The sequence below is a fragment of the Corallococcus macrosporus DSM 14697 genome, from assembly GCF_002305895.1.
GTDB classification, from domain to species: domain Bacteria; phylum Myxococcota; class Myxococcia; order Myxococcales; family Myxococcaceae; genus Myxococcus; species Myxococcus macrosporus.
This window is the reverse complement of sequence record NZ_CP022203.1, coordinates 1,329,437-1,348,452: the sequence shown is the minus strand read 5'-3', so window position 1 is coordinate 1,348,452 and position 19,016 is coordinate 1,329,437. Positions and strand designations below refer to the sequence as shown.

The window sequence follows — 19,016 nt, the reverse complement described above, 5'->3', positions numbered from 1 at the left end:
GTTGGCAGAACGGGACATGCGCTCCAAGAAAACCAAGTTCATCTTCGTGACGGGCGGAGTGGTCAGCTCCCTCGGCAAGGGCCTCGCCTCCGCTTCGATTGGCGCCCTGCTGGAGAACCGTGGGCTGGCCGTCACCCTCATCAAGCTGGACCCCTACATCAACGTGGATCCGGGCACGATGAGCCCGTTCCAGCATGGCGAGGTGTTCGTCACCGAGGATGGCGGTGAGACGGACATGGACCTCGGCCACTACGAGCGGTTCACCAACGCGCGGATGAGCCGGCTCAACAACTTCACGTCCGGCCGCATCTACCACGCCGTCATCATGAAGGAGCGGCGGGGCGAGTACCTGGGCAAGACGGTCCAGGTGATTCCGCACGTCACGGACGAAATCAAGTCCAGCATCCGCCAGGCGGCGCAGGACGCGGACGTGGTCATCGTGGAGGTGGGCGGCACCGTGGGCGACATCGAGTCGCTGCCCTTCCTCGAGGCCATCCGGCAGATGCGCTACGACGTGGGCAGTGAGAATGTCGTCTACGTGCACCTGACGCTGCTGCCGTACATCGGCGCGGCGGGCGAGGTGAAGACCAAGCCCACGCAGCACTCGGTGATGAAGCTGCGGGAGATTGGCATCCAGCCGGACTTCCTCGTGTGCCGCACGGACCGCGAGGTGTCCCGCGAGATGAAGGACAAGATTGCGATGTTCTGCAACGTGGACACGCGCAGCGTCTTCACGTCGCCGGACGTGCGCAGCATCTATGAGCTGCCGCTGGAGCTGCACCGCCAGGGCCTGGACGAGCGGCTCGCGGAGGTCCTCAACATCTGGAGCCGGGCGCCGCACCTGGAGCGCTGGGAGAACATCATCCGCAAGGTGTACGAGCCGGCGCGCGGCCAGGTCCGCGTCGCGATTGTCGGCAAGTACGTCAACCTCACGGAGAGCTACAAGAGCCTCAACGAGGCGCTCCTGCACGGCGGCATCGCCAACGACGTGAAGGTGAACCTGCACTTCGTCGACAGCCAGGAGGTCGAGGAGCAGGGCGCGGAGAAGATGCTGGCCGGCGTGGACGCCATCCTCGTGCCCGGCGGCTTCGGCGTGCGCGGCACCGAGGGCAAGATCGCCGCCGTGCGCTACGCGCGTGAGAAGAAGGTGCCCTTCTTCGGCATCTGCCTGGGCCTGCAGATGGCCGTGGTGGAGTTCAGCCGCGGCGTGCTGGGCCTGGCCAACGCCAACAGCCTGGAGTTCAACGAGCACACGCCGCACCCGGTGGTGACGCTCATGGAGAGCCAGGTGAAGGTGCAGGACAAGGGCGGCACCATGCGCCTGGGCAGCTACGCCTGCGCGCTCCAGCCCGGCACCCGCGCCCACCAGCTCTACGGGCAGGACACCATCCAGGAGCGCCACCGCCACCGCTACGAGGTGAACAACGCGTACCGGGGCAAGCTGCAGGCGGCGGGGCTGGTCATCTCCGGCGCCAACCCCGAGCTCAACCTGGTGGAGATGATTGAGCTGGCCGACCACCCCTACTTCGTCGGCTGCCAGTTCCACCCTGAATTCAAGAGCAAGCCCTTCGCACCCCACCCCCTCTTCTCCGGCTTCATCCGCGCGGCGCTCGCCCAGCGGGACGCGAACGCGGCGGCCGGCCAGGTGTCCGCATGAGCGCCCCCAACCCCATCGAGCTGTGTGGCTTCAAGGTCGGCCAGGGTCAGAAGCTGTTCGTCATCGCCGGCCCCGACAGCATCGAGTCCGAGGACATGGCCCTGCGCCATGCCCGGCTGCTGAAGGAAATCACCGGCCGGCTCGGCGTGCCGTACGCCTTCAAGTGCTCCTACGACAAGGCCAACCGCACCAGCGGCAAGTCCTTCAGAGGCCCGGGTCTCAAGGAAGGCCTGAGAATCCTGAAGCGGATCCGCGACGAAGTGGGCGTTCCCGTACTCACGGACGTCCATGAAACGAGCCACGTCGGGCCAGCCTCGGAAGTTGTGGATATCATCCAGATACCGGCCTTCCTGTGCCGGCAGACGGATCTGGTGGAAGCCGTGGCGCGTACTGGCAAGGGCGTCAACCTGAAGAAGGGGCAGTTCGTGGCGCCCAAGGACATCGTCCATTCGGCGCGCAAGGCCTTTGAGGCGGGCAACCCCAACGTGCTCGTCACCGAGCGCGGCTCCACGTTCGGCTACAACAACCTGGTGGTGGACATGCGCGGCTTCGCGCAGATGCGCGACGCCGGCCTCGCCGTGTGCTTCGACGCCACCCACTCCGTCCAGCTCCCCAGCGCCGGCAACGGCGAGACGGCCGGTGAGCGCCGCTTCGTGTCATTGCTGGCCCGCTCCGCCGCGGCCGCCGGGATTGACGCGTTGTTCACGGAAGTCCACGAAGATCCGGATCGTGCCCTGTGTGACGGTCCTTGTTCGCTGAATCCACAGATGTTCGAGGACGTGGTACGAAACGTGCTGAGCATCCGCCGGGTGTTGGGACACGAGCCAGGTTGATGCGTCAGCAAGCAAGGGAGTCGAGCAAGCCATGGTGACGGACGCCCCTTCCAGACTGGGTACGGAAGAGCTGACGTCCCGTGCTGCGCGCGTGCGGCTGCTCGTCTTCGACGTGGACGGGGTGCTCACCGACGGGGGCCTCTACTACGGCCAGGACGGGGAGCTGATGAAGCGCTTCGACGTCAAGGACGGCCATGCGCTCGTCATGGCCCGCCTGTCCGGGTTGCCCGCCGCCATCCTGACCGCCCGCACCTCCGGCATCGTGGAGAAGCGCGGGCGGGAGCTGGGTCTCGCCGCCGTGTTCCAGGGCCGCCGTGACAAGTCGGCTGCGCTCAAAGAGCTGGTCACCCAGTTGGACGTGCCCTTGGACGCCTGCGCCTACATGGGTGACGACCACAATGACCTGGGTCCACTTTCAATGGTGGCTCTTTCCGCTTGTCCTGCGGATGCGGTCCCCGAGGTGCGCCGCGAGGCCCACTTCGTTACCCAGAGTCCTGGCGGCCGAGGGGCCGCTCGGGAGCTCGTGGAGCTGTGTCTCAAGGCCAGTGGCCGCTGGGACGACGCAGTGGGTCTGATGAAGGGCTCTGATAGGCGCGGTACTCAGTAAGGTTGAAGAAAACCCGTGTTCAAGGTAGGTGAATAGTTCCATGGGCAGCGGAATCATGCAGCAAGAGGGGAGTACGGCGATGACGGACCAGCTCTACACCACGCACGACATCAGTCGTTTGCTTCAGGTGGATCCGTCCACGGTGAGCAAGTGGATTGACCGGGGCATCCTGATGGCATTCAGGACGCCGGGCGGCCACCGCCGCGTCCGGTCCGCCGACCTGCGCACGTTCCTCATCACCCACCAGATGCCGGTTCCGGAGGAGCTGGGCAGCGGCACGGTGCGCCTGCTCGCGGTGGACGACGAGCGCCCGGTGCTGGACGCCATCAAGCGCGCGTTCAAGCCGTTCGCGGCCCAGGTGGAGCTGCAGACGACGACGAGCGGCGTGGAGGCGCTGCTGCTCGTGTCCGAGCAGAAGCCGCACGGCATGATCATCGACCTCAACATGCCGGACATCGACGGCCTGGAAGTCTGCCGCCGCATCCGCGCGCGCAAGCAGATGGAGGGCGTGCGGCTCATCACCATGACGTCCGCGCACACGCCCGAGGTCGTCGAGCAGTCCAAGCAGGCCGGCGCGCTGGCGTGCATGGCCAAGCCGCTGGACGTGCAGCAGGTGCTGGAGCTGTTCCGCGTGCCGCTGGCGCTCAGCGCCAAGCGGTAGGACAGGCAGGGCTTCCGCCTTGCTCGCGGAAGCCCTGGGCAGGGATTCTCAGTGGGAGGCAGGTGACCTCCCTGGCCCGCGGTGTGTGCCCGCGGCCTCAGCCCTGGACCTTGACTTCGATGACGCGGGGCCTGGTCTCCTCGCGCCGAGGCAGGGTCAGCGTCAGCACGCCCTGCTCGTAGCGGGCCTCCACCCGGCTGGCGTCCACCGTGTCAGGCAGCGCGAAGGAGCGGGCGAACGTGCCAAAGGCGCGTTCCTGGCGGCGCACGTTGACGCCCTCCGCGCGCGGCTCCGCCTTGCGCTCGGCCTGCACGGTGAGGATGTCCTTCTCCACCGTCACCTGGATGGACTTCGCGTCCAGCCCGGGCATGTCCAACTGGAGCGTGAGCCCGCTCTCGGACTCGAAGATGTCCGCGGCCGGCGTGCGCTCACGCGGGGCCTGGCGCCACATGGGCTGCGTCAGCTCGCGGAAGAGCGCGTCCACGTCACGCATCAGCGGGTTCACCACGACGGCGGAGTTGAAGGGGTTGCGAGTCTGCATGGTCGTCTCCTGTTCGTGACGTCCTCGCGGACGCACGGCATGACTGTGCTTGGGTGTTGTTCAGGTTCGCGGTCGCCGCGGTGCCCCTCGTCCGGGGCTCCAGCGCCGCCTCACAAGACTCAAGAGAACCATGCTTCGGGACGTGTCAAGCAACGCCCCGCGCCGCTTCCCACCCCCGCGCGCCACGCCCGCCTGCCCGCCCTCCAGGCCGCCTCAGTCGTCGTCGCGGCCCAGATTCACGGTGAAGCCCTCCTCGTCGCGGGACACCCGCACCGTCCACGGACGGCAGCACACCGGGCAGTCCTCGATATATGTCTCCGAGGCCACGCCAATGGGGTCCACGGCGACCTCCACTTCCTCACCGCAGTAGGGGCACTGCTGGGCGGCGGCTTCCGCGAAGGGCTGCATGGCTGGGCCTCCTCACCGCGGACTCAGCGTCCGCGCGTCTAGACGGTAGAATGCGAAGCCATGGCTCCTCCTTCCCGCAATCGCATTGGCGACATCCTCGTCAAGGCACGCGTCATCGACGACTTGCAGCTTCGCAGCGCGCTGGCCACCCATGACCAGTGGGGCGGACGCCTGTCGCGCATCATCGCGGACCTGGGGCTGGCCACCGATGACGTCATCACCGAGGCCATCTGCCAGGGCCTGGGAATGCAGCGCATCCAGTTGGGCAACGTGACACGCGACGCGGGCGCGCTCTCGCGCGTGGACGTGAGCCTCGCCGAACAGAAGGCCGTCTTCCCCGTGTCCCTCAAGGACAACGGCAAGACGCTGGTGCTGGCCATGGCGGACCCCACGGACCTGGCAACGCTGGACCAGGTGGCGGCGAAGAGCCGCGCCCGCGTGGTCGTCATGGTGGCGGGCGAGCGTGAAATCGAGCACGCCATCCTCCGCCACTACCGAGGCCAGGAGCCCGTGGTGAGCACGCGCTTCGGCGGCAACAAGCGCCCCAGCAGCTCCGACGCGCCGGAGGACGAGGACGAGTTCAAGGTCGTCGACATGAGCGGCAACACGGTGGTGAAGCGCATCGCGGACATCACCCCGCCCGCCCCCGCCGCGCCGCCGCCCGCCCCCCGCGCCCCGGAGCGCGCGCCCGCGCCCGCCGCCAACGCGAGCGCCTCGGACATCCTCGACGAGATTCTGGCGGGTGGAACGCCCGCCTCCGAATGGACGGACGAGGACCTGAAGCGGCTGCAGACGGTGCAGCAGAACCAGGAGAAGAGCTCCAAGATTCTGCGCGCGCTGCTCGAGCTGCTGCTGGAGAAGGGCCAGCTCCAGCAGCGCGAGCTGGCGGCGCGGATGCGGCTGTAGCCGCGCCTTCAGCCGGCGCCAGCGCCCGCCTCCAGCAGCTCGCGGCCGGACAGCCCCAGCAGGTAGAGGATGCTGTCCAGGCCGCCCGCGGAGATGGACGTGTCCGCCGCGGCGCGCAGCCTGGGCTTCGCCCGGAAGGCGATGCCCAGGCCGGCGCGCTCCAGCATCAGCAAGTCATTGGCGCCGTCCCCCACGGCGGCCACCTGGTCCAGCAGGATGCCCTCCGCCCGCGCCAGCGACTCCAGCAGCTCCGCCTTCCGCCGCGCGTTGACGATGGGCCCCACGGTGCGGCCGGTGAGCTTCCCGTCCTGAATCTCCAGCACGTTGGAGTACGCGAAGTCGATGCCCAGCCGCGTCTTCAGCGCCTCGGCCGCCACGGAGAAGCCGCCGCTGATGACGGCGGTGCGGTAGCCCAGCCGCTTGAGCACGCGCACCAGCGTCTGGGCGCCCTCCGTCAGCGGCAGGTTCGCCGCGAGCTGGTGGACCTCGGAGGCGTCCAGGCCCTTCAGCAGCCCCACGCGCTGGCGCAGCGACTCGTCGTAGTCCATCTCCCCGTGCATCGCGCGCTCGGTGATGCGCGCCACCTGCGCCCCCACGCCGTGCGCGCGCGCCAGCTCGTCGATGACCTCGATGCGGATGAGCGTGGAGTCCATGTCCATGACGACCATCCGCTTGCCGCGCCGGAACAGGCTCTCACGCTGGAGCGCCACGTCGAACGCGCCCGACTGCATGGACAGCTCCAACAGGGCGTGCTTGAGCGCGTCCGGCGGCTGTCCCGGCGGCAGGCGGATGTGGAGGTCCACCGAGCCCAGGTGCGGCTCGCTCAGCCGGGTGATGCGCGCCACGTTGGCGCCGTGCCCGGCCAGCACCTGCGTCAGCGCATGAAGCTCGCGCGCGCCCAGGGTCCGGCCCACGGCGGTGACGACATGGCGGGAAGCCGGGGACTCCGCCAGGGGCGCGGCGTCCGCCTCCACCGCCTGGAAGTCCAGCGCCACGCCCAGCGACGTCGCGGCGGCCAGCAGCGCCTCCAGCACGCCGCCCGCCGGGGGCAGCCGCACCAGCAGGCAGAGCGTGAGGCGCCCCTGCACCACCACCTGCTCCACGTCGAGCAGCCCGGCGCCGGCCTCCGCCAGCAGGCCGGTGAGGCGCGAGACGATTCCGGGATGGTCCTTCCCGGTGACGGTGATGAGGACGTTTTCAGACGGGGGCACGCTCATGGCGCCACGGAGTGTGGCAGCCCCCAACGTGCGCGGCGAGCCCCGAGTACGCCCAGGGCCCGGCCGCCTGTCCGTCACTCCTTCGGCGCGTCAGAGGAGATGATGAGGTCGCCCTTGGCGAGGAACTCCTTGTCCGGGAACGCCGTGTAGAAGTCCTCCAGCATGGCGTCCACGTCCGGGTAGCGCTGCTCGCGCTTGTCCTGGGTGGCCTTGTCGAAGAGCTGGTCCAGGCCGCTGGGGGCCTCCGGGTTGACCTCGGAGGGCAGCGGCGAGCGGCGGCCCGGAATCTGCCCGGTGAGCATCTCGTAGAGCAGGATGCCCAGCGCGTACACGTCCGCGGAGGCGCCCGGCTCCTTGCCGCCCCGGTTCAGCAGCTCCGGCGCCATGTAGGACATGCCGCCCGTGCCCACGAAGACCTGGGGCATGCCCTTGGTGGCGTCCACCTCCACCACGCGGCCCAGGCCGAAGTCCGCCAGCCTGGCGTTGCCGTACGCGTCGAAGAGGACGTTCTCCGGCTTGATGTTGTGGTGCGTGAGCCCCGCGGCGTGCGCGGCCCGCAGGCCGTAGGCCATCTGCAGGAAGGCGCGCAGCGCGAAGGGGACCGGCACGCCGCTGCCACCGCCCGCGTCCAGCCGCTCGCGCAGGCTGCCCTGCATCAGCTCCAGCACGAAGTAGGGCCGGGCGGCCTCCACGTTCTGATCCACCACCTGGACCACGCCCGGGTGACGCACCTGCGCCTGGGCGCACAGCTCCTTCTTCAGGCGCTTGAGCACCTCGCTGCGCTGCAGGAAGGAGAAGTAGCCGAAGATGTCCTTCAGCTCCTTCAAGCAGATGTCCAGGCCCAGCGCGGTGACGCGCCCCTTGAAGACGGTGCCCAGCGGCCCGGTGCCGATGGGGTCGAACTTCTGGTAGCGCGCGTCGAGCTCGGCGCCCTTCGGAGCGGGAGCGGCGGGCGCTGCTGCGGCGGTGGGGGCGGGAGCGGAGGGAGGAGGCATGGGGGCGGCTGCGGGCGCGGGAGGGGTGGGGGACGGCGCGGCGGGGGTCGACGCGGTGAAGGGCCCCTGGACGATGACCGTGGACTCGCGGCGGGGCTCGGCGGCGGGGGCCTCCGCGCGGGGCGCCGGCGCGGAAGGCGGCGGCATGGGGATGGGCGCGGGCGGCGCGCCCAGGTCCAGCGCGGGCATGGCCGAGCGCGAGCTGCGCACCGGCGGCATGGGCGGCGGCGGCGCGGGCGGGCCGGAGGGCTCGGGCGGCGCGCCGTCGACCTCCGCCTCGTCCAGCAGCAGCTCCGGCGGGGGCGGCGGCACCATCAGCGGCTCGTCCCCCCCGGCGCCGTCCCCGGGCGCGTCCGCCGTGACGGCGGAGAGCTGATCGGCGAAGAACTCGCCGACCTCCAGGGAGAAGCGCTCGGTCAGCTCCCCACCCGCCACCTGCTCGCCCTGGTCGGTGAGCTTGAGCTGGGCCTCGCGGTCCATGGCGATGTAGTGGAACTTGCGCAGGAAGAAGAAATAGTTGTCGAACTCGAGCGACACGGAGGGCTCGAGCGCGGCCTTCACGTCTGCCAGCTTGTTCGAGCGTCCAAGACGGCCGTTCTCCCTCAGGTTCCGGAGGATGAACAGCGCCTCGCCACTGACGGTGTCGCGATTGAGGGCGGGCTTCTGCATGGGGGAGCGACTCTATGCCGTCCCCACGCCGTGGCTCAACGGATGACTGGCGGTAAAACGAGGGGCCGCTACTTGATGCGCAAGAGCTGCTTCACCGTCTCCAGGACCTCCACGAAGCGCACCGGCTTGCGCAGGTAGATGTCCACGCCAAGCTGCATGGCCCGGTCCTGCGCCTCCTTGCCGCCGGCGGAGATGGCGATGATGGGGATGGCGCGCAGCGCCTCCTCCTCCCGCATGCGCTCCACCAGCGCGAAGCCGTCCATCACCGGCATGTAGAGGTCCGTCATCACCAGGTTGAAGCGGTCCTCGCGCAGCATCAGCAGCGCGTGGTGCCCGTCCGGCGCGAAGTGGACCTCCAGGGGGACCTTCCCGTGCAGCTCGCCGCTCGCCAGCTTCTTCAGCACGTAGCTGTACATCTCGATGATGTGCGGGTTGTCCTCGACGATGAGCACACGATACCCCTCGTGCTCTGCGTGGGACGCGTGGCTGTCTGCTCCTGCCGCACTCAAGATGTCACCCAGTTTCCGCCGGTCCTGCTCGCGCTCCACGCGAACGCCGACGCCGCCGGGCTGATCGGGGCCCGCCGGCCGCGTCCAGGCCACGGTTCCGCTGACTTCTACCGGATCCAACAGGCCCGGGAAAGAAAGTGCGAGCCGGACCTCGTCCCCCAGGCGGAAGACCTGGTCCGTCTGGACGAACAGGCCCTCGTGGGACAGGTTCTCCGTCACGTCGCGGGCCTGGCGCCCGTCCGTGTAGTCCACTCTCAGCACGGCCGGGACGCGGGGGTGCTGGCGCTTGTCCTCTGGACCCGGGTTCATAACAAGGGCTTGAAATCGCTCGGCAATTTGCTGATGGCAACCCAGTGTAGCTTCGAGGGTTTATGTTGACAACGTAGCCATTGGGGCAATACGTACCGGCCCGCCATGGCGGAGCCCCTGTTCACCTCTGAAGAGCAGAAGAAGTTCGACGCGGGAATCGCGGAGATCATCTCCCACTACCCCCCGGATCGCAAAAGCGCGGGCATGCTCCCAGCGCTGCGGCTGCTCCAGGAAATCAAGGGGTGGCTGCCCCCGGACGGGTTGCGGCTGGTGGCGAAACATCTGGAGGTCACCCCGGAGCGGGCCATGGAAGTGGCCAGCTTCTACGTGATGTACCACCTCAAGAAGCCGGGCAAGTACGTCATCGACGTCTGCACGAACCTGTCCTGCTCGCTCTGGGGCGCGGAGAAGATGCTCGCCTACCTGGAGGAGAAGCTCGGCCTCAAGGCAGGTGAAGCGAACGAGAAGTTCACCTTGCGAGAGACCGAGTGCCTGGCCTCGTGCGGTACTGCGCCCTGCCTGCAGATCAACGAGGATCATCACGAAAGCCTGACCCAGGCGAAGCTGGACGCCATCCTCGCCCGGTTGAGCTGAACCTCCCCCACCCTTCTTAGGCTTAGGACGTCATCACATGGCCTCTACGGCAAAGGCGATCGAACCGATCATCTCGGCGGCCTGGGGTAAGCCTCAGTCCTGGACCCTGGACAGCTACCGCAAGCGGGGGGGCTACGAGGCGCTGAAGAAGGCGCTCCAGATGGAGCCCGCCGCCATCATCGACGAGGTCAAGAAGTCGAACCTCCGCGGCCGCGGCGGCGCCGGCTTCCCCACGGGCCTCAAGTGGAGCTTCGTCCCCAAGGACAGCCCCAAGCCCAAGTACCTGGCGGTCAACGGCGACGAGTCCGAGCCGGGCACCTTCAAGGACCGCTACATCCTGGAAGACGACCCGCACATGATGCTGGAGGGCATCGCCATCGCGTCCTACGCGCTGGGCGTGCACACCTGCTACGTGTACCTGCGCGGCGAGTTCAAGTTCCCGGCGGAGCGCACGCAGGCGGCCATCGACGAGGCCTACAAGGCGGGCATCTTCGGCAAGAAGGTCCTGGGCAAGGACTACGAGCTGAACTGCTACCTGGTCCGCGGCGCGGGCGCGTACATCTGCGGCGAGGAGACGGCGCTGCTGGAGAGCCTGGAAGGCAAGAAGGGCTGGCCCCGCCTGAAGCCCCCCTTCCCCGCGGTGGTGGGCCTCTTCGGCTGCCCCACGGTGGTGAACAACGTGGAGACGCTGGCCAGCGTGCCCGCCATCTTCCAGCAGGGCGCGGAGGCCTACGCGAAGCTGGGCACCGACAAGTCGGGCGGCACGCGGCTCGTCTGCCTCTCCGGCACGGTGAACCGGCCGGGCGTGTACGAGGTGTCGATGTTCACGACCCTCTCCGAGCTCATCTTCGACGACAAGTACGGCCGGGGCATGCCCGCGGGCCGGAAGGTGAAGGCCGTGATTCCGGGCGGCTCCTCGGCGCCGGTGCTGGGCGCGGACGAGCTGGACGTGGCCATGGAGTTCGAGGCCCTCAAGGTGAAGCAGACCATGGCGGGCTCCGGCGGCGTCATCGTCATGGACGACGCCACCTGCATGGTGCGCAGCCTGTGGCGCGTGGCCCGCTTCTACGCGGAGGAGTCGTGCGGCCAGTGCACGCCGTGCCGCGAGGGCACGCCCTGGCAGACGCGCCTCTTGCGCAAGATTGAAGAGGGGCGCGGCGAGCCGGGCGACATCGACATGCTGTCCAACGTCGCGTCGTCCATCGCCCCCTACCCGCCCATCGGCCTGGGCAACACCATCTGCGCGCTCGGCGACGCGGCGGCGCTGCCCACGCACTCGTTCCTCATGCGGTTCCGGGACGAGTTCGAGGCCCACATCCGTGAGCACCGCTGCCCGTTCGGCGACAAGCCCTGGGGTTCGTTCGGAGACTGGTCTTGAACATCGAGCTCATCCTCTTCGGAGCGTTCGCGCTCCTGACGCTGCTGTCGGCTGGAACGGTCATCTTCGCGCGCAGCCCCATCAATTCGGCCATGGCGCTGGTGTCCACGTTCTTCTTCCTGGCCGGCATCTACGTGCTGCTGTGGGCGCACACGGTGGCCGTCATGCAGGTGCTCGTGTACGCGGGCGCCATCATGGTGCTCTTCCTGTTCGTCATCATGCTGCTGAACCTGGGAGAGTCGCCCACGCGCGGCAAGCCCACGCTGGCGCGCATCGCGGGTGGCGCGGCGACGGTGGGCCTGTTCGCCGTCCTGGCCATCATCCTCCTGAAGCTGCCCGCCGCCCCGGCCACGCTGAGCGCGGGCACGCAGGCCTCGTTCGGCACCATCGCGACCATGGGTCAGGTCATCTTCACCCAGTGGCTGCTCCCCTTCGAGGCGGTGAGCCTGCTGCTGCTGGTGGCCATGGTGGGCGCCGTCGTCGTGGCCAAGTCGCGAATCTGATCGCCCATTCCGGACAACTTTTCTGTGCTAGATGGCGGCGCAGGCAGCCGCTCGCGAGGCCCCGAATCGGCCCATGGTTCCCATCACCTACTACCTCCTGCTTGCCGCCGCCCTGTTCTGCATGGGCATGTTCGGCGTGCTCGTCCGCCGCAACGCGCTGGTCATCTTCATGTGCGTGGAGCTGATGCTCAACGCGGCGAACCTCACGTTCGTGGCCTTCGCGCGCATGCGCGGTGACGACCTCGGCCACGTGTCCGCCTTCTTCGTCATCGCGGTGGCGGCGGCGGAGGCCGCCATCGGTCTGGCCATCGTCATCGCCGTCTTCCGGAGCCGGGGCAGCGTCCTGGTGGAAGACATCCGGACGATGAAGCACTGAGCCCCCAGGAGCCACTGTCATGACCCTCGTCGAATTCTTCCGGGCGGCACCTGTGGCGCCAGACATCCTGGCGCCCTCGCTCTGGCTCATCATCGCCCTGCCCCTGCTGGGCGCCTTCATCTGCGGCGTGTTCGGCAAGATGCTGGGCCGCGCCAACGTCCAGCTCATCGCCTGCGCGACGGTGGCCGGCTCCTTCGCCCTGAGCGTGCTGGCCTTCTGGGCCACCAGCCACCACAACCCGGAGACGGGCCGGCTCGCGGCCCTCTTCCCCAACCCGTTCGGCATCGAGCGGGACTTCGTCCGCTACGCGCTGGCGTACGACTACGGCACCTGGTTCTCCGTAGGCGACTTCCGGGTGAACTTCGGGCTGATGGTGGACCACCTGTCCGGCATCCTCCTGCTCATCATCACGGGCGTCGGCTTCCTCATCCACCTGTACTCCACCAGCTACATGGAGCACGACGCGGCGTACTGGCGGTTCTTCGCGTACCTGAACCTCTTCGTCGCGGCGATGCTGACCCTGGTGCTGGCCGACAACCTGGTCCTGCTCTTCGTGGGCTGGGAGGGCGTCGGCATGGCCAGCTACCTGCTCATCGGCTTCTGGTACGACGACCCGGCCAAGGCCTGGGCCGGCCGCAAGGCCTTCGTCACCAACCGCATCGGTGACTTCGCGTTCCTCATCGCCACCTTCCTGCTGGTCCTCCTGGTCTCCGCCTTCACGCAGCAGTCGAACGCGGCGGACTACAACAACGCCGGCACCACCTCGCAGCACTACAAGGCCGCGCTGGCGAAGAAGGGCCCCGTGACGTTCAAGGGCCTGGAGAAGATGGCCGAGGGCCTGGTGGGAACCAACGCGGACAAGGTCAACCTGAGCACCCCCATCGAGGCGGGCCCCCTGGAGGGCTACACCTTCGGTGGCGTGATGACGGCGGCCATGCTGCTGTTCCTCCTGGGCGCCGCGGGCAAGAGCGCGCAGCTGCCGCTGTACGTCTGGCTGCCGGACGCCATGGCCGGCCCGACGCCGGTCTCCGCGCTCATCCACGCCGCGACGATGGTCACCGCCGGCGTCTACCTGTTCAGCCGCATGTCCGCGCTGCTGGTGCTGAGCCCCACCGCCATGGCGACCATCGCCATCATCGGCGCGCTCACCTCGCTGCTGGCGGCGCTCATCGCCTTCGCGCAGGACGACATCAAGAAGGTGCTCGCCTACTCCACGGTGTCCCAGCTCGGCATCATGTTCATGGGCGTGGGCATGGGCATCTTCTGGGCGGCCGTGTTCCACCTGATGACGCACGCCTTCTTCAAGGCCTGCCTCTTCCTCGGCGCCGGCAGCGTGATGCACGGCAACGGCGATGAGACGGACATCAAGAAGCTGGGCGGCCTGCGCAAGGAGATGCCCTGGACCTGGGCGACGTTCGCCGTCGCCACGCTGGCCATCACCGGCATCTTCCCGCTGTCCGGCTTCTTCTCGAAGGACGCCATCCTCCACGGCGTGCACCACAACCACCTCCAGGGCCTGGAGTGGGTGTCCAGCCTCGTCTACTACCTGGGCCTGCTCATCGCCGCGTCCACGGCCTTCTACATGACGCGCTGCTACCTGCTCACCTTCGAGGGCCCCCGCTCGAAGGAGGCCAAGGTGGCGCACGCCCACGAGAGCGCCTGGCAGATGACGCTGCCGCTGGTGGTGCTGGCGGTGCTGAGCGTGGTCGCCGCGCGGTACGCGTTCGGCATCAACTTCTTCGACATGACGGCACAGCCGGTGCTCGACAACTTCCTGAGCCCGGTGTTCAGCGCGACCAGGCGCATCACCGACGCCAGCACGCTGGTGCAGCTCGACACCAGCCGGCCGCAGGTCGTCCCGGACTACCTCAAGGCCTGGGCGGTGGCCCTGGCCGGTGGTGGCCTGGCGTTCTACATGTACCGCGTCTTCTTCCCCGCGCGGGTGGGCCAGCCGGTGCCGGCCTACGCCCGGGCGGTGCGCCGGGCGGCCCAGAACAAGTTCTACGTCGACGAGCTCTATGAGCTCATCGTCATCCGGCCGGTGAAGTTCGCCAGCTTCCTCCTCTTCCGCGTGGTGGACGCGCTGGTCATCGACACCGTGGCGGTCCGCGGCACGGCGTGGGTGACGGCCCGCATGGGCAGCGCGCTCCGGTACGTGCAGTCGGGCGATGCCCAGGCCTACGCCGCCGTGATGGCCATCGCCCTGCTGGGCGGTGTCGTCTACGCCCTCATCCAGGTGATGCAATGAGCTTCCTCGACACCCACCTGCTCAACATCGTCGTCTTCCTGCCGCTGCTGTTCGCGGCGCTGGTGGCGCTGCTGCCGGCCAGCGAGAACGGCCAGATTCGCACCGTCACGTTCATCGCCATGGCGCTGGACCTGGTGTTCGGCGCCTGGGCGTACATGGCCTACGTGCCGGGCGGGGCGGAGTTCCAGCTCGAGTACCGGGCGCGCTGGTTCGACCTGTTCGGCACCAGCTACCACATTGGCGTGGACGGCCTGGCCGTGAGCCTGCTGCTGCTCACCGTCTTCCTGGGGCCCCTGGTGGTGCTGGCGTCCACCACGTACATCAAGTTCCGCATCAAGGAGTTCCACCTGGCGCTGCTGGTGCTCCAGACGACGATGCTGGGCGCGCTGGTGTCGCTGGACGTGCTGCTCTTCTACATCTTCTTCGAGGCCATGCTCATCCCCATGTACCTCCTGGTGGGTGTGTGGGGCGCCGAGGACCGCCAGATGGCGGCGGTGAAGTTCTTCCTCTACACGCTGGCCGGCTCGCTGCTGATGCTGGTGGCCATCATCGCCGTGTACTTCATCAGCTCGCCGGTGGGCGCCCGCTCGTTCGACTACGCGAGCATCTACAACGGCCTGCTGGACGCGAACCGGCAGCTCAGCGCGTGCACCGCGGCGGGCTCGTGCGACTCGCTCACCGGCCTGGCCGCCACGCTGCACACCTGGGGCCCGTGGCTGTTCGCCGCGTTCGCCATCGCGTTCGCGGTCAAGGTCCCGATGTGGCCGCTGCACACCTGGTTGCCGGACGCGCACGTGCAGGCGCCGGTGGCCGGCTCCATGATTCTGGCCGGCGTCACCCTGAAGATGGGCACCTTCGGCTTCTGGCGCTACGCGATTCCCTTCTTCCCGGTGGCCACGCAGCAGGCGCGGCCCTTCCTGGCCACGCTGGCCGTCATCGGCATCGTGTACGGCGCGCTGATGTGCCTGGCGCAGCGGGACATCAAGAAGCTGATTGCGTACTCGTCCGTCAGCCACCTGGGCTACTGCATGCTGGGCATCCTGGCGATTACCGCCGAGGGCGCCACGGGCAGCGCGTACCAGATGCTCAACCACGGCGTCTCCACGGGCGCGCTGTTCCTCCTCTTCGGCTACCTGTACGAGCGGCGCCACTCGCGCCTGATGGCGGACTACGGCGGCATCGCGAAGGTGATGCCGGTGTTCACCGCGGCCTTCGTCATCATCACCTTCTCCTCCATCGCCGTGCCGGGCACCAACGGCTTCATCGGTGAGTTCCTCGTCCTGCTGGGCACCTTCAAGAGCGACCTGGGTGAGGCCGCGGGCAACCCGCACCTGACCGCGGTGTTCGGCGCCTTCGCCACGCTGGGCGTCATCCTGGGCGCGGCCTACATGCTGTGGATGGTGCAGAAGGTGTTCTTCGGTGGCCTCACGCACCGGGAGAACCAGCACCTGACGGACATGAACCTGCGCGAGGGCCTCACGGTGCTTCCCTTCATCGTCCTGGTGGCGGTGATGGGTCTGCAGCCGCAGCCCTTCCTGGACCGGCTCGCCCCGTCCACGGACCGCTTCCTGGCCCGCGCTCGCGTGGGCACGCCAGGCGCGACGGTGCAGGAGGACCAGCTCCGGGTGGAGGTGATGTCCCTGCCGTCCCGCCAGGTCGTCGCCGCGCCGTCCGCGCCCGTTCCGCTGGCCGCCGCCCCGGCCGTTCCCTCGCCGCGGCAGTAAGCCGCCTGAGCTTCCGACATGAACCTGCCCAACCTCACCCTGGCAGACTTCCTCCCGCTGCTGCCCACCATCATCATGGTGGTGGGTGCCTCCATCCTGCTGCTGTCGGAGGTGTTCCTCTCCGCGACGGCGTCGCGCGCGTACCAGGCGGTGCTCACCGTGGTGACGGCGGTGGCGGCTGGCGCCATGGCGCTGTCGACGATGTTCGAGCCGCCCCAGGAGGTGATGCTCGGCTTCGGCGTGCTGGACCCCTTCTCCAGCTTCCTCACCTTCGTGGTGTGCGTGGGCCTGGCGCTGGCGACCCTGAGCTCGGTGAGCTTCCTGCGCAAGCGCGGCGCGGAGCGCGGTGAGTTCTACGCGCTGATGCTGTTCGCCACGGCGGGCATGAGCCTGCTGGCGATGTCCAACGAGCTCATCACGCTCTTCATCAACATCGAGGTCCTCTCCATCGCCACCTACGCGCTGACGTCGTACCTGCGGCGTGGCACGCGGCCGAGCGAGGCGGGCTTCAAGTACTTCATCCTGGGCGCGTTCTCGTCCGCGGTGCTGCTGTATGGCGCGGCGCTGCTGTACGGCGCCACCGGCACCACCCACCTGACGGCCATGGCCGGTCCGCTGTCCACCGCCATGGCGTCGCAGCCGGGCCTGGTCTACGCGGGCCTCATCCTGGTGGGCGCGGGCTTCGCCTTCAAGGTGGCCGCGGTGCCGTTCCACATGTGGACGCCGGACGTCTACGAGGGCGCCCCGACGCCCGTCACCGCGCTGATGAGCGCGGGCGTGAAGGCCGCCGCCTTCGCGGCGATGGTCCGCGTGTTCTTCATGGCGGGCAAGGGCGTGGACCCGCAGATGCTGCTGGGCCTGTTCTCCGTGCTGGCCTTCCTCACCATGGTGGCGGGCAACCTGCTGGCCATTCCGCAGCGCAACGTGAAGCGGATGCTGGCGTACTCGTCCATTGCCCACGCCGGCTACCTGCTGGTGGGCGTGGCCGCCCTCTTCGTCACCGGCCCGGGCGAACAGTTCCGCCTGCTGGGTGCGTCCGCGCTGACGGGCGGCACCCCGCTGGACCTGGCCCGCGCGGAGGCGCTGCGCGGCATCCTCTACTACCTGCTGGCGTACACGTTCAGCGCGGTGGGCGCCTTCGCCATCGTCTCTGTCCTGGAGCGTCGCGAGGACGAGGAGAAGGGCACCGCGTGGGATTTGGAGCGCTTCAGCGGGCTGGCGCAGCGCAAGCCGGGCTGGGCCTTCGCGATGGCGGCCTTCATGCTGTCGCTGGGTGGCATCCCGCCCACCATCGGCTTCATGAGCAAGCTGCTCATCTTCCAGGCCGCCGTGGACGCGGGCCTCATTGGCCTGGCCATCGTCGGCGTGCTGTCCAGCGCGGCGGGCGTCTATTACTACCTGCGCGTGGTGGTCTACATGTTCATGCGCCCGGTGCCGGAGGGCGCGCAGGCGCTGGAGAAGAGCTGGTCCACCGAGCTGGCCCTGGTGCTGTCCACCGCGGCCGTCGTCATCCTGGGCATCATCCCCGGCCCCGTTATGGCGTGGCTGGAGCAGGCCAGCAGCATCTTCGGCCAGTAGCCGTCCGGCTTTCGCTGCTTCACCCCGCCCGCCCCGGCTCCGTGCCCGGGCGGGCGTCGTGTTTTCAGCGCGCCGCGTCCGTCAGCGGGCCACGGAGCTCCAGCGTTTCGAGGCGCGTCTGCGCCCCCGCGTCGCGGAGCAGGCGCACCAGGGGCGCGTCATCCGTCACCACGACGTTCAGCGACGACGCGCCCTCCCCCAACTGCTCGAAGGCGGCTTCCAGCAACGTCCGCGCGTGCGCGGCGGACACGGCGAAGAAGGGGAACAGGAGCGGCCCGGCGGCGGCGCGCAGGTCCATCATCCCCAGCCACCGGCGGGCGGGGGCCTGGGCATCAACGAGCCCCAGCAGCCGGTGCGAGTCGAGGGCCGCGAAGGACTCCAGCTTGCCAGGGAGCATCCCGAAGGCCTCCGTCAGCGGGCCGCGGTCCTCCGGAGACACCGGCACCATGGCCCCTTCCGAGGAGGCGGCGGGGAGCGACGCCAGGTGGGCCCGCGTCAGCCGCAGGGTTGCGGCCTCACGCGCCGGCTGCATCCCCATGGAGGTGTAGAGCGAGAGCGCTGGCACGTTGTCCCGCTTCACGTTGAGGCCCCAGCGGGTACACCCTTGCGCGCGCAGGTGGCTGGCCAGGTGCGACATCATCCGCCGTCCCAGCCCCTGCCCCCGGACGGACGGCGCCACCACGAGCTGCTGCACGAACCCGAAGTCGCCCAGCGCCTTCGTCACGGCATAGGCCCCCACGCCCCGAGGGCCTTCCGCGAACAGGGAGGACCCGGCAATCTCCGCGGCCCACACCGGCGCGGAGGGCGGAGGGTCATCCACCCCCAGCTCCAGGAAGAGCTGGGCGAAGACGGCGTGGTCCTCCGGACGTCCAGGCCTCAGCACCCACTGAGAGTCTTGCGGACCCACTGTCACTTCCTTTCGTCGCGAGGTGGCGAGGCTTACCCGACGCGGAAAAGAAGGCGGCCCGACACCCCAAAGAGGTGCCGGGCCGCGGGTCTTCTCAAGGTGACTCACCGGAAGTGCTGAAGGGGTGGGGGGGAACCGCCTTCAGCCTCGCTTCGATGTGTCCCGCGCAATCCTTTAGCAGTCGCCGTGCCAGCCGCCTCGCGGGGAGAAACTCTAGTTTTCTCAAGCACTTGAAGAACTGGCTGACACCGGCCCTGCCCCCTGGCTTCATTTCAGGGCTGCAATGGCGTTTCAGAAGTGAAAAAGTTGAGCAAATTCAGCGCTTTGGCTTTTTCACCTATGAACCCGCCCATTTCGGATCTGAATTCATGACCGCGGGAAAGTTACATGGGTGAG

The 19,016-nt window shown here is 68.5% G+C and carries 19 protein-coding genes; 13 read left to right on the top strand and 6 right to left on the bottom strand.

What is annotated here, in order from left to right; all coding sequences use genetic code 11:
• Positions 1-16: 16 nt before the first annotated feature.
• Genes MYMAC_RS05665 through MYMAC_RS05650 form a run of 4 tightly spaced genes read left to right on the top strand, consistent with a single transcriptional unit; the run spans position 17 to position 3,758 of the window.
• The gene (locus MYMAC_RS05665) at positions 17-1,657 is read left to right on the top strand and encodes a CTP synthase (RefSeq protein WP_013935728.1); all 1,641 of its coding nucleotides are present in this window, start codon (positions 17-19) and stop codon (positions 1,655-1,657) included.
• The gene (kdsA, locus tag MYMAC_RS05660) at positions 1,654-2,490 is read left to right on the top strand and encodes a 3-deoxy-8-phosphooctulonate synthase (protein ID WP_013935729.1); all 837 of its coding nucleotides are present in this window, start codon (positions 1,654-1,656) and stop codon (positions 2,488-2,490) included. The genes MYMAC_RS05665 and kdsA overlap by 4 nt, the downstream gene beginning before the upstream one ends.
• 31 nt (positions 2,491-2,521) lie before the next feature.
• Positions 2,522-3,097 carry a KdsC family phosphatase gene (locus MYMAC_RS05655; RefSeq protein ID WP_013935730.1) on the top strand — a complete coding sequence of 192 codons (576 nt, stop codon included), beginning with the start codon at positions 2,522-2,524 and terminating at the stop codon, positions 3,095-3,097.
• A gap of 40 nt (positions 3,098-3,137) precedes the next feature.
• A complete protein-coding gene (locus MYMAC_RS05650) occupies positions 3,138-3,758 on the top strand; it encodes a response regulator (RefSeq protein WP_020478919.1) in 621 nt (206 codons plus the stop codon).
• 97 nt (positions 3,759-3,855) lie between these two features.
• Here MYMAC_RS05650 and MYMAC_RS05645 read toward each other — a convergent pair whose 3' ends face one another.
• Positions 3,856-4,299, bottom strand: a complete 444-nt coding sequence (locus tag MYMAC_RS05645; RefSeq protein ID WP_013935732.1) for an Hsp20/alpha crystallin family protein — start codon at positions 4,297-4,299, stop codon at positions 3,856-3,858.
• 213 nt (positions 4,300-4,512) lie between these two features.
• Positions 4,513-4,707: a CPXCG motif-containing cysteine-rich protein gene (locus MYMAC_RS05640; protein ID WP_095957341.1), complete on the bottom strand. Its 195-nt coding sequence runs from the start codon at positions 4,705-4,707 to the stop codon at positions 4,513-4,515.
• Positions 4,708-4,767: 60 nt separating this feature from the next.
• On the opposite strand from MYMAC_RS05640, the gene MYMAC_RS05635 reads away from it, so the two are divergent.
• Positions 4,768-5,613, top strand: a complete 846-nt coding sequence (locus tag MYMAC_RS05635) for a GspE/PulE/PilB domain-containing protein (RefSeq protein WP_013935734.1) — start codon at positions 4,768-4,770, stop codon at positions 5,611-5,613.
• Positions 5,614-5,621: 8 nt separating this feature from the next.
• On the opposite strand, the gene serB is transcribed toward MYMAC_RS05635, so the two are convergent.
• The 3 genes from serB to MYMAC_RS05620 form a co-directional block, all read right to left on the bottom strand.
• Positions 5,622-6,830 carry a phosphoserine phosphatase SerB gene (gene serB / locus MYMAC_RS05630; RefSeq protein ID WP_095957340.1) on the bottom strand — a complete coding sequence of 403 codons (1,209 nt, stop codon included), beginning with the start codon at positions 6,828-6,830 and terminating at the stop codon, positions 5,622-5,624.
• Positions 6,831-6,904: 74 nt separating this feature from the next.
• A complete protein-coding gene (locus MYMAC_RS05625) occupies positions 6,905-8,494 on the bottom strand; it encodes a serine/threonine-protein kinase (RefSeq protein ID WP_095957339.1) in 1,590 nt (529 codons plus the stop codon).
• Positions 8,495-8,562: 68 nt separating this feature from the next.
• A complete protein-coding gene (locus MYMAC_RS05620; RefSeq protein WP_013935737.1) occupies positions 8,563-9,312 on the bottom strand; it encodes a TIGR02266 family protein in 750 nt (249 codons plus the stop codon).
• Between the two features lie 105 nt (positions 9,313-9,417).
• On the opposite strand from MYMAC_RS05620, the gene MYMAC_RS05615 reads away from it, so the two are divergent.
• The 7 genes from MYMAC_RS05615 (at position 9,418) to MYMAC_RS05585 (ending at position 17,713) form a co-directional block, all read left to right on the top strand.
• Positions 9,418-9,906, top strand: a complete 489-nt coding sequence (locus MYMAC_RS05615) for an NADH-quinone oxidoreductase subunit NuoE family protein (protein ID WP_095957338.1) — start codon at positions 9,418-9,420, stop codon at positions 9,904-9,906.
• Positions 9,907-9,943: 37 nt separating this feature from the next.
• Positions 9,944-11,284: an NADH-quinone oxidoreductase subunit NuoF gene (gene nuoF, locus MYMAC_RS05610; RefSeq protein ID WP_013935739.1), complete on the top strand. Its 1,341-nt coding sequence runs from the start codon at positions 9,944-9,946 to the stop codon at positions 11,282-11,284.
• Positions 11,281-11,787 carry an NADH-quinone oxidoreductase subunit J family protein gene (locus MYMAC_RS05605; protein ID WP_013935740.1) on the top strand — a complete coding sequence of 169 codons (507 nt, stop codon included), beginning with the start codon at positions 11,281-11,283 and terminating at the stop codon, positions 11,785-11,787. The genes nuoF and MYMAC_RS05605 overlap by 4 nt, the downstream gene beginning before the upstream one ends.
• 73 nt (positions 11,788-11,860) lie before the next feature.
• On the top strand, positions 11,861-12,163 hold the full coding sequence (gene nuoK, locus MYMAC_RS05600; RefSeq protein WP_002638444.1) for an NADH-quinone oxidoreductase subunit NuoK: 303 nt from the start codon (positions 11,861-11,863) through the stop codon (positions 12,161-12,163).
• A 19-nt stretch (positions 12,164-12,182) separates the two neighbouring features.
• Complete coding sequence (gene nuoL, locus MYMAC_RS05595; RefSeq protein ID WP_095957337.1) at positions 12,183-14,411, top strand: NADH-quinone oxidoreductase subunit L; 2,229 nt, start codon at positions 12,183-12,185, stop codon at positions 14,409-14,411.
• On the top strand, positions 14,408-16,135 hold the full coding sequence (locus MYMAC_RS05590) for a complex I subunit 4 family protein (protein WP_095957336.1): 1,728 nt from the start codon (positions 14,408-14,410) through the stop codon (positions 16,133-16,135). The genes nuoL and MYMAC_RS05590 overlap by 4 nt, the downstream gene beginning before the upstream one ends.
• An 18-nt stretch (positions 16,136-16,153) precedes the next feature.
• Complete coding sequence (locus MYMAC_RS05585) at positions 16,154-17,713, top strand: NADH-quinone oxidoreductase subunit N (RefSeq protein ID WP_013935743.1); 1,560 nt, start codon at positions 16,154-16,156, stop codon at positions 17,711-17,713.
• A gap of 64 nt (positions 17,714-17,777) precedes the next feature.
• Here the strand turns inward: MYMAC_RS05585 and MYMAC_RS05580 are convergent, their stop codons facing one another.
• The gene (locus MYMAC_RS05580; RefSeq protein ID WP_095957335.1) at positions 17,778-18,620 is read right to left on the bottom strand and encodes a GNAT family N-acetyltransferase; all 843 of its coding nucleotides are present in this window, start codon (positions 18,618-18,620) and stop codon (positions 17,778-17,780) included.
• Between the two features lie 230 nt (positions 18,621-18,850).
• Here MYMAC_RS05580 and MYMAC_RS36655 point away from each other — a divergent pair, with 230 nt between their 5' ends.
• Entirely contained in the window at positions 18,851-19,015 is a 165-nt protein-coding gene (locus MYMAC_RS36655) for a hypothetical protein (protein ID WP_157757454.1), read from the top strand.
• Position 19,016 lies beyond the last annotated feature (1 nt).